Here is a 12,361-nt window from a genome sequence, read left to right as displayed (position 1 = left end):
CTAATACTGGAATGTAGCGAAAGAACCGCCAACGAGCGGTAGCGCCAATTACGAGAACTCCATTAACCTGAGAGTGAGGTCCAGTCAATCGAAATTAGCTACTGAAATATTTTCGAAATTAACTGCCTCGTCTTAGGATAATGCTGCTTCTGCTCAAGTGAAGAAAAAAGATTAGGCACCATTTGGTACAGGTCACGTTTGCGGATTTTTCTTGGCTCGATGCTGGACATAGTCAACACTTTTTTAACCAAGGCGCTTAAGTTTTCATCACGGGCTTCCCAGTCTATTGTGGAGTGGTTGCCGGCTCTACCAGTTGGTAGTGAGCCTGTTTGCGAAAGTAACCAAGACTTATCGTTTCTGTAAAGCCATGCATAGACGCTGGGCACCAAATGTTTAATAACATTTGCGCTAGCGCTGGGCGATTTGGCTACGGCGCAGAGCCATAAGGTACGCTTTTCATCAAGCTTCTTTTGTGTTGAGTTTTTATTTATTTCCTCGTCAATCATCGGGTTCAGCCGTAGTAATCGGTTTACCGTGCTCATGGATATCTCAAAGATGACGCAAACCTCTTTTTTGCTTGTGCCAGTCATCAGTGTGCCGAGGATGCTAGTCTTCAGGTCATTAAATAGTTTTTTGGGTTTCTGCGCACCAATTTTCTTACCTTGGCGTGATACTGGTTTAATCACAGTGTCGTTAAAGCTAGCGTCTGGAAGTTGCTGCTGATTCGCGGCATGTTGATAGGCCTTAACGAATGATTCTAAGCTCCCGAATAGCCACCAAATCAGAGTCAGATGCTTCAACGGATGGCAGTAACCACGGGGCTTACGGGTCATTTGAGAAATGAACCCTATTGCACACTTGCGCGTGGTTGGCAAAGCGGTGAAAGGCGGGTGCTGTTTGAGCATTGCACAGAGCTCAGCAAAGCGGTCGGCAGCAGCATCGCGAGACTTCTGGGAGCGGCCAAAATTACTGAAGGCTTCCTTGTAAACGTTAGCGACTGTAGTGCTATCAAACTGGCAGGAGGAGCCTGATTTCCACAGGTCCACCGCTAACTCAGACATGTTTTGTAGTGCTTCGAAGGTTGCAGGATCTATGGCCGATTGATCAGTTACGCTGAGGGCTAATTCATCAGGAAGAAGCCACTGAAAACCCCTGGACCACTGCCTGTTCTCGATAGACTCCGAGAGCAAAACTCCATGCACTGGACAAGTCGTAACACCAGGAAGCTGGTGAGATAAGTGCCAATATGTGGCGCCCAGAACTGATCGGTCAGTTGCCATGCATTTAACACACGCCTTAAGAGGGTGCGCACCACCGAAGCGGCCAGTCACAAGTCCAAGCCTATACTTCATAGATCCAATTTTGGGCCCCATCAATGCTTGTTTCAGTTCCTGAATGTGATCAGAAGATTGGAAAGGAAAGAAAATGGGTGCAATGGTGTGTTCAGATATCAATTCCTCTGGGGTTCCCCAAGTAGACTTTGCAGACTCGATTAATAGACTCAGGTTACTTGGAAAGTCGTGTGCAAATTTTTTATACCCGCTTCCAAAAAGAAAACTCAGTGTATCTGTAGGTGACTGGTTGCCCCAAAGAATATGCTGGCGGCTGCATACGCTGTAAAGACACTCATCTGGGAGCCAGTGTAACAAGGGTAATTGCTTGCCTTTGAGGTTCATGAGATACACCTCAAAGAATATTAATCTAGTACATTGTTTTGGATTCTTAAAGTCCAATAAATTATCAGTCTAGAGCTTGTTAGAATTATCAGTTTTCAAGCGTCTTCGGCGGTGCTCAGGGGCGGACCAAGGCAGCACGGTCCTTGGATGGACCGGAATCCTGTGTACGCTCCGTATAGGCGGAAATTTGCTAGGTGGGAGTATGTGAAAGTTAGGTGTGGTTTGCGCGCAAACTTGTTGTCAGCTAGGAATTTCCAGCGTTAACATATTGAGTTAACCAAGCTGGTAGCCAGAAAGCGCTGCATCAGCGAAGCCTGAAAGAAGGGTTCGTAAGCATGGCAAGATCACAATCGGCGAAGACGCCTAAGGTAGACCTAACGAAAGAAATTCAGACGACAGCTAGCTAAACCAGAGCGCTGGAAATCAGATAGACAAAGGCCCAAGTGCGACCTTGGGCCCTTGTGGATAAGTCAGAAAAGGCACCTGACTCCTCCATTGTCTATCCCTTGCATGTGAAACGTCAAGTTTCGCACGGATTCGCTCATCCACAAGAATCTCCGCGTTATCCACAACCGGAAACGCGGTTACCTGCCCGCAGGATAAGGGTTTTGCCGGTGTGCACGTTGTTATCCCCAGCGTGCCTTCGGCAGGAAATCCTGGTGAGATTGGAAAGCTTGGATGAAACCGCAGGAACGATTTGACCTGATCATGAAACGCCAGGCCCGGTTCGAATGGGGCCAGGAATATGTACCGTCCACGCTGGCGGTTCCACGAGAGGCACCTAAAGGCTCTCGCATCAGCAGACTGCATAGCCGAAAGCTGGGGCGCACCATTCATCTCCTTTCCAACCCAGAGAAGGTGTTTGCTCAATTAGCTCTCTTCCACCCCGAGCTTTTTGAGCTGCACGAGCAGAAAATGCTTTGGCCGGTGAACACAGGGCACCCATTGAAAGGGCACCCATTGACCAAGGGCACATTCCCGCCCCCTCTCCGCGGCACCATGGATATCGCAAGAGAGATCGGTTTCAAACATCATGAAATCGTAGTCGAAGACGCGAGCGGAAACAGGGGCTGGGTCCCGTACCCCTACCAAGGCGACCTCCTGCTCTTCCTCTTCAACTGTCGAGGAGAACCGTTTGCCATCAACTGGACGGTCAAGGACCAGGCCCAGGAATTTCGAGAACGTCGAAGCACGTCTGCGAAGACCCCTGTTCAACAAAAGAAGGACCGCGACCATGCCGAGCTTCGGGGAGAGCTCGAACGCCGATACTACGCCAGCGCCGGCATCCGGACGGTAGAGGTTTCCCGGGATCTGATATCGCCCACTATTCAGGCGAATCTAGACCTGTTGTTTGGTATGCACGGTCTTGATTTTTCACTTGAACCGAATCTGCTTCAAGACTTTGTCGGTGCGGTTGCTGAGGCTGTTCAGGTCGGGAAGCCCGTGGCCTACGTGGCGATTGAATACGGTGCTCGGTGGGGCTTCCGTGACCAGTTCATAGCCAAGATCTACCAACTGATTTGGGACCGAAAGCTTCAAGTCGACTTCAGCGAACCTATCTTGATCGATCGCCCGCTGATTACCGGTGGATGCGATCTGCTCCAGGAGTTCGGCTCGCTTTTTGAAGAGGCCGCGCCATGAGGGCAGGATCACGAATCATAGCCCCCGAGGGGTTTCGTAACCTTCCACAAGGCGATGTATATCACCTATTGGTCAGCGATGGCCGGCAAAACCGTGTTCGCTTGGTCGAATTCAAAGACGATGGGAAACACATCAGCACCCACCTGATCCAACTGAGCCAGTTTGATTTTGAGGAGGCAGTCGAGAATGGGTGGCTGGTTGAGGATGGACCGGCCGATTCAAGTCCTCCATGGCTTACACCCGTCGAGGGCGTTGCCATCGAGCATCTGGAGTATCGGCGGGCTTCAAAGAAAGAAAGCTATGAGCAGAAGGTGGACAAGCGTTTTGCTGCGATATCTGGCTTGGTTGCTCGCCACAATGAAATCCTCGCGAGCGATGATCCTGACGCCCTAATTAACGCCTACGCCAAAGCTCAACGACCCCATCAGAACGCAGCCAGGACAAGGCTCTGGTTCTACTCCTACATGGTGTTTGGTCGGACTAAATGGTCCTTGCTGCCACCTCTCCACCGTATTGGGGCATGGAATCGAGAAGGGCCAGGGCGTATGACGAAGCTTGGTCGGCCCTCTCGCAAGGGAAAAAGGCATGGTTATCGTTGCGATGCAGAAATGCAGCAGAGGCTGCTAAAGGGGTTCCTCGCCAATAAATCCCCCCACAAGACTCAAAATAAGATCTACAGCGACATCCTTACAGGAGAGTTTGGCTGCAAAGCATACAAGCTGGCGGGAGAGGCGGTTGAATATAGACATCCTCAAGGCTTGCCATTCCCTTCATTCCCACAGTTTAGATATTGGATATCTAAATTAATCAGTGCGAAACAGCTCCGTATCGCTTTGAAAGGAGCGCACCGGGCTCGTGCTCAATCTGGTTCAGAGGGAAGTTTTGCCGACAACCTAATTAATGTGAGTCAGCGGATCGAGTTTGACGGATATAATATTTCCGAGAAACTATCTGGGTTGACTGAAGGCAGTGCAGTTGACAGCTTTTGTGTCGTCCGTGCTGTTTGTGCGTTGTCAGGGATGGTGCTTGGCATTGGCTTTTCGGAAGGCAAAGAAAATATGGCCGCTTATCGCATGGCAATCTACTGCATGGCATGTGACAAAGTTAAATTCTGCGAGCAGTACGGTATTGAAATCAGTGCCGAAGAATGGCCGAGTGCTGGTTTGTCGGGCTCTATGGTGCTTGATAGAGGACCTGCTGCAGGGTACGAGGTAGATCCAGAGATTCATTGGTTAAAGTCGGTAGATCTGGCGCCAGTCTACTCAGGTCAGTCCAAGGCTACTGTCGAATCCTCACACCCGAGAGATAAAAAGACCCTCGGGCAGCCGACCTATTTTCACAGCAAGCTCGATTTCGTACAGATGGCCAAGCGGGAGATTGTGCGGGTCCTGAAGGATAACCATACCTCTGACGCTGGCCAGCGTATGGACGAGAAGATGATTCTGGCCGGCATTAAGCCTACTCCACATGACATTTACTGCTATTTGAGTATGCGTGGGCGAGATTCCTCGATTGGGGTTCCCTTCGATACGGCTGTGAGGCAGTTTCTGGATGTACGGCCAGCTGCGATAAGAAAGGATGGTGTCTATTTTTACGGTCGGAAATACCGATCCCGTGCATTGGAAGAAACAGGGGTATTTGATTTGGTGGCTCGGCAAGGAGTCATCAATACTTCAGTATATGTTTTGGTCATGTGTGTTCGTCATATATGGATAGAAGTTAAAGGGGTTTTGTATCAGTTAGACTTCATGAGGCCATCGCGTAGTCCGCAAAGCTCCGTCGATATTTCCTTGCGTGATCTTCAAGACATTGATCAGGTACGTCGAGGAGCTGCTGCTGATCTCAGAGACGAGCGCCCTGCGCATGAGCAGCATTTCGAAGACAGATTCAAACAGAATACAGGCGAGGAATGGGATGCTGGCGAGAGAAAATTTGGGCGGCCCTCGAAAGGTGGTGCTGCCCAGCGCGACACGGACGATTTCAATAGATTCAGGGGCGCTAAAAAATGAACAGAATCATTGAAGCTCGCTTCGATGGTTATATGGACATTGAATCCATCCGTAGTCGAGTGACTGTTCGGCCAGATCCGATAAAGAATTTGGAGGCGCTTCCTCCCTTGCTCGGTGCTGAGCTACTCGCTGAGCGGCTCAAAGAAATGTACCTCCCCAACCAGTTCTCGCTTGCCTTTATTCAAGAAATGATCGGTTTGGCATATTTGCACAACCTCAAAAATTTCAGGAGTGAAGCAGAGTACGCCGGAAGGATCTTTAACCCGCCCGACGTGGAAGCTTCACCGATTTGCCTTACCGGCCTAGCTGGGGTCGGTAAAAGCCAGACGATTGCTGCTCTTCGAAGAGCGATGCCCCCACCGGTAGAGCTGACTTGTGACCTGTTCGAGGGCAGCATAGAGCTTGCCTCGATGTGGTATGCGAGCGCCCGCGGTAAAGCGAGTGGTAAACAGCTCCTACTAGACTTCATTCATGGAAGTGGTCATGAGGGGCGGGGTGGTAACCTGGCAAAACTGCTTGTGGAGTGTCGCCGTCGCGCCAACAGGGACGGGGTTTTAACAGTTGTCCTGGATGAGACGCAGCACATCAACACCGGCATGGGCGCGTCCAAAGTGACCGACATACTATTGACGATGGTAGCCATCGGAGTGCCGACGATTTTTGTGTCCAACTATAGCCTCGGGCACAAGCTGTTTCGTCGCAACAGTGAGGACAAGCAGAGGCTGCTTTCTCAACCCAGGGTAATGCTGCCCGAGGATCCAACGAGCCAGGATTGGGCAGAGTACGTAGGCGAGTGCATGAGGCTCAGTGACGGCCGTATCAGTTCAGGAAAGGATGAATTTGCGGCTGAGCTTTACCGTTCCACTTTTGGTATCAAGCGGCTTGTCGTACAACTGCTGAAGCTTGCCTACATCGAATGCCGAGTCGCCGGCAGAAACCGGATTGAAGTCGACGACCTCCACAAGGCCTACAGATCGAGCGCGTATACCACCAGCTCGAAAGAGGTCGAAGAGTTGCAATTGCTGGCCATTAGCAAAGGCAATCAAGGGGGGCATTTGGACCTGCGCTGTCCATTTGACTTACCTGTTGAATACAAGTCGAACGTGGTGAGCTTTAACAGGACAGACCGTGATCAGCGTGTACAGACAAAGGTCTTCGATTCGTCGGCTACCGAGACTGAGCGCTCCCTACTGAGGCAGATTACCCAACCGGATGAGAAAGCTCCGGCCAAAGCGCCCCGTCGTAAACCGCTTCCAAAGGCGACCGACGAAGACCTAGCACTCGCTTTCCATCGATACGCGGACTCACAGTCCCCGTCCTCACCCCCTAAAAAGCCGAAGTAGCCTGTCCAGCTTGGCTTTCAAATCAGTGACCATCACGGAAAAAGTCATCCCTGGAAGCGAGGCCGAAGTCATCCTCGGGCTGCTGTGGATCACCTTCAAACATGTTGGCTGTGCGCCGCTCTTGCTTGAGGTAAGCGATGGTCTGGAAGAAGCAAGGTTCACATAGGTGCATCTCATAGCGCTCTCCGTCATGCAGTGCACCGAAGCCCCAGTGCGCGTGGAGCACCCCATACTGAAGACTGCCGGTTTCCAAACGTGTGGAGGAGCCGCATACGTCGCAGCTCACGTCGACCACCGCTTCCGTTTCTACACGACCAGTGATTTTCATCATCAAGCCTCTGCCAACGTTGGGACAATTTGTTAAGCCAGAGTCGCGCCTTTGACAGCATCAATATGTGTCGTATCGGTATTCCTGCGGCGAGAGTCGGCCGCCAGGGCCGAATAGCAGGTGGGAGGTATAACGCTCCAGAAAAGCTATGGCTTCCTTCTGAACGCATCCCTCGTAGTAGGCGCGCCGAGCTAGCGGAACTGTGGCCCGATTTTTCAGGCACAGCTTCACCAACTCTGATAACAGATAACCGCGAACGTCATACCGAGCATCAACCGCCTTGATCACCGTCGAATAGCAATCATGGAAGATGGGTCGCCAGTTACGATCGCTGCCGGGAGCTGGTTGACTGTTCATCTTTGATCCCCTGAGACGCCATCCATCGGACGCGTCACGGTATGCAGTCTGAAGCCGTTCATCTGCTCACACGTCTTCCTCTTGGCTTTTTCTTTGCGGCAGCTAGCACCTGTTCTGGGGCGGATAACAGCAAGGCCTTGGGAGCGATACCGCCCAGAGACGAATTTTCTGATTGGAACCAAGCCGCCATAGACCACTCGTCCATGCGAGTCGAGAGAACGGACAGTACGTCGCGAAGCCTGCTGATCGGTCGATAGCCGTTGCTACCGTCCAAAGCATAAACGGGGAAGAAGTCGACCTTCCCAGGTCGGAGCGAGAAGATCTGACCATCAGACAGTAACTGGTTGGGGTCAACTTCACCGCCTGGGGTGGAGGTAGATGCCAGCTGAAGCCATTGCTTGCCTGATATCCAGTCTCCGCTTTGGAAGACTCTGGAGCGGATGAGCCCGGCTGAAACGCCGTTCTTCAGGATGGATTGAGGCACCGACTCTACGGGGAGAAAGCAGTCGATGATGAGATCTAGCGCTTTCTGGGGGTACTCATCCAGCCGCCACTCGAATAGATCGTTGTACATCTGCAGCCCACCGAGGTAAGCATCGATCGTCTGTTTTGAATTGGCTTCAATCGACAGGGTAGTAACCAAAGCGACCTTGCTTTCATTCGGCTCGGTTGAAGGCTCATGTCGGGTCTGGATGTGAGCAAAAGGAGTGGTCATAAGCACCTCCCGCGATGGGGCTACGGCTAGCTGTAGATCGGGTAGTTGAAATCCATTGGAGCATTCTTAAAGTCTGTGAGATCAGTATGCGGCCCCCTGCACTCAACGCTTGGTTTTCCGATCAAACGCGAGTGCTTTGGCTGGGATGTGAGGCTTTTCCCGTGTTTACTGCAAGGGTGTCCCTGCTGCGGGGCTGAGGTGTGTCTAATGAGCAATTTGCGAAGAGCTGCTGAGGCTTTGCGCAGGTCCAAGAGGGTCGTTTTTTTCACGGGTGCAGGTATCTCTGCTGACAGCGGAATTCCGACCTTCCGCGACAAACTGACAGGGCTCTGGGCGAAGCATGACCCTCAGCGTCTCGAAACAGCGGACGCCTTTCGCGAGAATCCAGCTCTCGTCTGGAGCTGGTATCTCTGGCGTCGACAGCAGGTTGGCCAGGCCAAACCTAACTTGGCTCATCTATCTATTCCACGGATAGCTGATGCTGGCTGGAACGTATCTGTCGTTACCCAGAACATCGATGATCTGCATGAACGAGCCGGCTCCAGTCCGGTGATACACCTCCATGGCAGCTTGATGGACGTGAAATGCTTTGGATGTCACCGGCCAGCAGAGTTATCACCAGACCAACTGGCGGTTCCCCCGGCGGGACAGATGATTGAGCCCCCGCGATGCACTCGATGCAACGGAAGGTTGCGCCCTGGAGTGGTCTGGTTCAGGGAGAATCTTCCAGAGGGCGCGTGGCGTTCAGCAGCACGGCTTGTGGAAGCCTGTGACTTGCTGATTTCGGTGGGCACATCTGGCGTAGTCATGCCGGCAGCCGGTATTCCAGATATGGCTCTGGCGGCCGGGGCGACAGTGATCCATGTAAACCTTGAAGACGTGGGAATGGACGGGGCGGACGAGATAATGCTCATAGGACCTGCAGGGGTGGTATTACCCGCATTGCTTCAAGCCGCAGGGATCGCAGCTTTTTCGCCGCCTGATGATTCTACTTAACGAGCCAAGCCTGCCCACCGCTACGCTGATGAAATGCACATTTTTTTGCACATATTTTTCGGCCCGTTACCTCAACAGATACGGGCCTTTCACAGCTGTTGCACAAGTGAGTAGTGATGGATTTCTACACATTTCAATCTTAGACATCATCGCTCGGTTGTATACGCATTCATCTGTTAGCCTTCAGGCCAAAGCTCTACGTAAACGCCTAGTCTGAAGCGTGCTGTCAAAGTCCGACTCAATTGGTCTGAAAACGGCCTGTAACAGGACAACCATAGTGAGTTAATTCCGGGGACTGCGATCTCTATGAGCACACCAATCACATTGTCTGTGGGCGATATTGATCTCACCTACAACACAGGATTCATGGGCGTAGACCATGGCATGCTGTATCAGGATTGTGACCGTCGGTACCGTCGTCACGCTGATATCAATTATGACTATGCACACAGCCCTGAAGACCTTCAGCAACTGGAGGTTTGTTTCAGTCGAACGCTTGGCTCCATGGTTTCGCGGCTGGAGCTGCTTGGCTACACAATCGGGAGGGTCAAGTCGGAGTATGAAATGCAGGTCGTGCTCGACGGTGAGCAACTCGACTACTGCGACTCCCACGAGCCGCGAGCTGAGCGTTTAACGTTCGAGCAGTTTGTCGACTTTATCAAAACGTATGCCGTGCGGGACCTCAAGAACGATTACGTGGATGGTTACGATACCGTACATGCTCAGGGGCAAGGCGTTTTTGCCGGTGATCCAGCGGTTTCTCTGCTGCCCAGTGGAGACTTTGATCGTGACCATGGTGGTTACTCCGAGCGCAGCCACTTTGGCACGTTGATCGGGTTCTTGAGCCCATATTCAACCCTTCGAATCCTTGCTGAAAACCCCGCCAACCTAGACGAAAACGTTGTCTGGGATTACGGAAGTTTCGTCCATGCCGGATGGGCTAAAAACGAGGATTTCGTGGCTAATGCACGCAGAACACAGACCTATCTGATCGCGACCGAGGGTACATCTGATACTCACATTTTGAAGCTGGGCTTATCGCTGTTGAGGCCAGATATTCAGGATTTTTTCCGCTTCATCGACATCGAGGAGCGTCACCCTTTCTCTGGCACGGGTAACCTCGCCAAGTTCGCCGAAGGGTTGGTAAAAATCGACGTACACAACCGCGTGATCTTTCTCTTCGACAACGACGCTGAGGGGATTGATACCTATCGGAACCTGATTGATCGATTCAAATTTCCAGTGAATATGAGAGCGATGGCTCTGCCCGATCTCGATGAGTTGCGCGATTTTCCTGCAAAAGGGCCTGGCGGTGTTGCGAACGCTGATATCAATGGATGTGCCGCAGCTATCGAATGCTATCTCGACCTTAAGCTAGAGGGGCGTCCCCCACCGCAGGTGACATGGACGAACTACAAGGAGTCGTTGGGTATTTACCAAGGATCGCTCGACTTCAAAGACAGCTACGCCAAGGCGTTCTACAACACCACGGCCGAAGCCATTGGGTCAGGTGTCTATGATGCGAGTAAGCTCAAAACCGTGATAGCAGCGCTTTTGGAACAGTGCAGTGGCATAGCTGAACGGATGCTCACTCCCTAGCGCTCTAGCACAGCGCTCATGCCTATCTTCTGAGCCGTATGCCCTGCAACTCGCTTAGCTCGGCGATCTCCGGTGTATGGCACCAACGAAAAGGCCCTCAATGCTGAGGGCCTTAAATCTAATGCGGATCCGTCACGCAGGCATTTTTTGCAGTTGTCGAACTCGATCATGGACCACAAATTTAATGATTCCTTTGACATCGTTGGTGCAGTTTTCGAAGGCAAGGCGCGAGACTACCTGGCGACCTTCCTTCAAAATCAGCGCCCCTATCAACTCGTCCACGAAGGACTGAGTGACATCGTTCCCAGCGAAATCTATGACAACGCTCTCACCACTGTTGAGCGAGCGTTCGATTTCGGTACGATAGGGGATCGCTGAAGCTCGCATTCCGTACGTTCGGATAGAACTATCCCTACTTAATCGAATTTGAGTTTGCATGTCGTAACCCCTTGTATTGCATAATCCTTTGTTGCAGCCAGAGGATTTCAGTTGGCGCTGAAATCCTCGTTTACCGCTCCTTGCATGATCGACTCTAGCCTTCACGCCATCAAAAAGCCAGAGCTAGCGGAAATCCAGATCCAGGTCGAGATCGTCTTCAACCTGTCCTGCATCGTCCTTAGGCAGCAGGTCGCTGATCGAAATGGTGGGCAGTAGCTCACGCGTACAACTGAAGGCAATCGATACTCCATTCCACTGCGCATCCTGCAGCTCTCGAGATTGCCCACGCTTTGTGTCATGCATGCCATTGCCGCTTACGATGATCAAACCGCCACCCGCCGCATCAGCAATTTTTGCGGTCGTTGTTAAGCCAATACCTTGGTTCTCGCTGCCTAGGATCTGAGCCATTGCACCTCGGTTGCAACTCACGCGCGGTTTGAGGGCCGCTTCGATGGCGTGCAAATGCGTGTGATCATGAAGCTCAGGGTGATTCCTCAGCGTGGCGAGAAACCCACAACCATTATCGACGATGGCCATGCGCACAAGGTTCAATTTTGGGAAAAACTGGCAGGTCAGCCAAACGGAAGCGTTGCCTCGCCCCTCTCTACGTGCATGGGTAAGCGAGTTTTCCAACAGTTCCTTGAGAGAGTACTCCAGAGGTCCCCGGTAGGAGTCGAACTCATTCCGCCCGGTATACTCGTCGACTGGAGCGTCGGGGTCCGACTGCGTCAACCTTCCCGTGATAGCCCTAGCGAGGCGAGATGCAGCAGCCTCTGCTTGATGATGCTCACTGATTTTGGTGATCTCCACCAAGGAGTTGCTTCGATCATTTCGTCTACCAACCCCAGATAGATCCACACCTTCTACATCGATGTCTTTGAAGAAATCCATCCTGGCCAGGTAGGAGGTGAGGTCTCTACTCAGGAACTGCATCGAGACTCGCTTCTGGGCCAACTGGTCCTCAAACAACGCTCGCAGCGTAGCCATCCCTAATGGATCGATATACGAGAGGTCGCTAGCGTCTAAAACGATGTCCCCAGGGCAGTTTATGATTGCTGAGCACACTGAAAACAAGCCATGTGGTGAACTTGAGCCAAGCCCCCTCGGTAGTACGATGGCGTTTTCAATATCAATGGCCTGCATGCAATTCCCTGGCAACTGAGCTAACCCTTTCGGAAAGATATAGTCCTCGATAGTAGCCCATTGCCTGCCTGGTAGGCACTTACCTAATTTTTGACGATCGGTGCCGACATATTATT

Annotated in this window: 11 protein-coding genes; 5 read left to right on the top strand and 6 right to left on the bottom strand. The window is 51.9% G+C overall.

Features of this window, described 5'->3' with window-relative positions; translation table 11 throughout:
• Positions 1–98: 98 nt before the first annotated feature.
• Positions 99–1,676 carry a TnsD family Tn7-like transposition protein gene (locus GEV38_RS27310; protein WP_081013915.1) on the bottom strand — a complete coding sequence of 526 codons (1,578 nt, stop codon included), beginning with the start codon at positions 1,674–1,676 and terminating at the stop codon, positions 99–101.
• 678 nt (positions 1,677–2,354) lie between these two features.
• Here GEV38_RS27310 and GEV38_RS27305 point away from each other — a divergent pair.
• The 3 genes from GEV38_RS27305 to GEV38_RS27295 all read left to right on the top strand — a co-directional run bounded on the left by GEV38_RS27305 (position 2,355) and on the right by GEV38_RS27295 (position 6,669).
• Complete coding sequence (locus GEV38_RS27305; protein ID WP_054572060.1) at positions 2,355–3,317, top strand: hypothetical protein; 963 nt, start codon at positions 2,355–2,357, stop codon at positions 3,315–3,317.
• A gap of 101 nt (positions 3,318–3,418) precedes the next feature.
• On the top strand, positions 3,419–5,326 hold the full coding sequence (locus tag GEV38_RS27885) for a transposase (RefSeq protein WP_256674064.1): 1,908 nt from the start codon (positions 3,419–3,421) through the stop codon (positions 5,324–5,326).
• Positions 5,323–6,669 (top strand): AAA family ATPase, encoded by a 1,347-nt coding sequence (locus GEV38_RS27295; RefSeq protein ID WP_054572062.1) that lies wholly within the window; start codon positions 5,323–5,325, stop codon positions 6,667–6,669. Before GEV38_RS27885 ends, GEV38_RS27295 begins: the two co-directional genes overlap by 4 nt.
• Positions 6,670–6,691: 22 nt before the next feature.
• Here GEV38_RS27295 and GEV38_RS27290 read toward each other — a convergent pair whose 3' ends face one another.
• The 3 genes from GEV38_RS27290 to GEV38_RS27280 are packed head-to-tail and all read right to left on the bottom strand — an operon-like array spanning position 6,692 to position 8,069.
• A complete protein-coding gene (locus GEV38_RS27290; RefSeq protein WP_081013916.1) occupies positions 6,692–7,000 on the bottom strand; it encodes a hypothetical protein in 309 nt (102 codons plus the stop codon).
• Positions 7,001–7,057: 57 nt separating this feature from the next.
• Positions 7,058–7,354 carry a hypothetical protein gene (locus GEV38_RS27285; RefSeq protein WP_081013917.1) on the bottom strand — a complete coding sequence of 99 codons (297 nt, stop codon included), beginning with the start codon at positions 7,352–7,354 and terminating at the stop codon, positions 7,058–7,060.
• Positions 7,355–7,412: 58 nt separating this feature from the next.
• Positions 7,413–8,069 (bottom strand): hypothetical protein, encoded by a 657-nt coding sequence (locus GEV38_RS27280; RefSeq protein WP_054572063.1) that lies wholly within the window; start codon positions 8,067–8,069, stop codon positions 7,413–7,415.
• 207 nt (positions 8,070–8,276) lie between these two features.
• Between GEV38_RS27280 and GEV38_RS27275 the strand changes: the two genes are divergently transcribed.
• Entirely contained in the window at positions 8,277–9,065 is a 789-nt protein-coding gene (locus GEV38_RS27275) for an NAD-dependent deacylase (RefSeq protein ID WP_081013918.1), read from the top strand.
• A gap of 306 nt (positions 9,066–9,371) precedes the next feature.
• The gene (locus GEV38_RS27270) at positions 9,372–10,664 is read left to right on the top strand and encodes a HEPN/Toprim-associated domain-containing protein (protein ID WP_054572064.1); all 1,293 of its coding nucleotides are present in this window, start codon (positions 9,372–9,374) and stop codon (positions 10,662–10,664) included.
• 132 nt (positions 10,665–10,796) lie between these two features.
• Here the strand turns inward: GEV38_RS27270 and GEV38_RS28145 are convergent, their stop codons facing one another.
• Together GEV38_RS28145 and GEV38_RS27260 are read right to left on the bottom strand one after the other, a co-directional pair.
• Entirely contained in the window at positions 10,797–11,051 is a 255-nt protein-coding gene (locus GEV38_RS28145; RefSeq protein WP_371929312.1) for an STAS-like domain-containing protein, read from the bottom strand.
• A 174-nt stretch (positions 11,052–11,225) separates the two neighbouring features.
• The gene (locus GEV38_RS27260) at positions 11,226–12,245 is read right to left on the bottom strand and encodes an ATP-binding protein (RefSeq protein ID WP_054572066.1); all 1,020 of its coding nucleotides are present in this window, start codon (positions 12,243–12,245) and stop codon (positions 11,226–11,228) included.
• Positions 12,246–12,361 lie beyond the last annotated feature (116 nt).

The organism is Pseudomonas sp. 13159349, assembly GCF_013305685.1.
In the GTDB taxonomy this organism is placed as follows: domain Bacteria; phylum Pseudomonadota; class Gammaproteobacteria; order Pseudomonadales; family Pseudomonadaceae; genus Aquipseudomonas; species Aquipseudomonas asiatica.
This window is presented reverse-complemented; position numbering and strand designations above follow the sequence as displayed.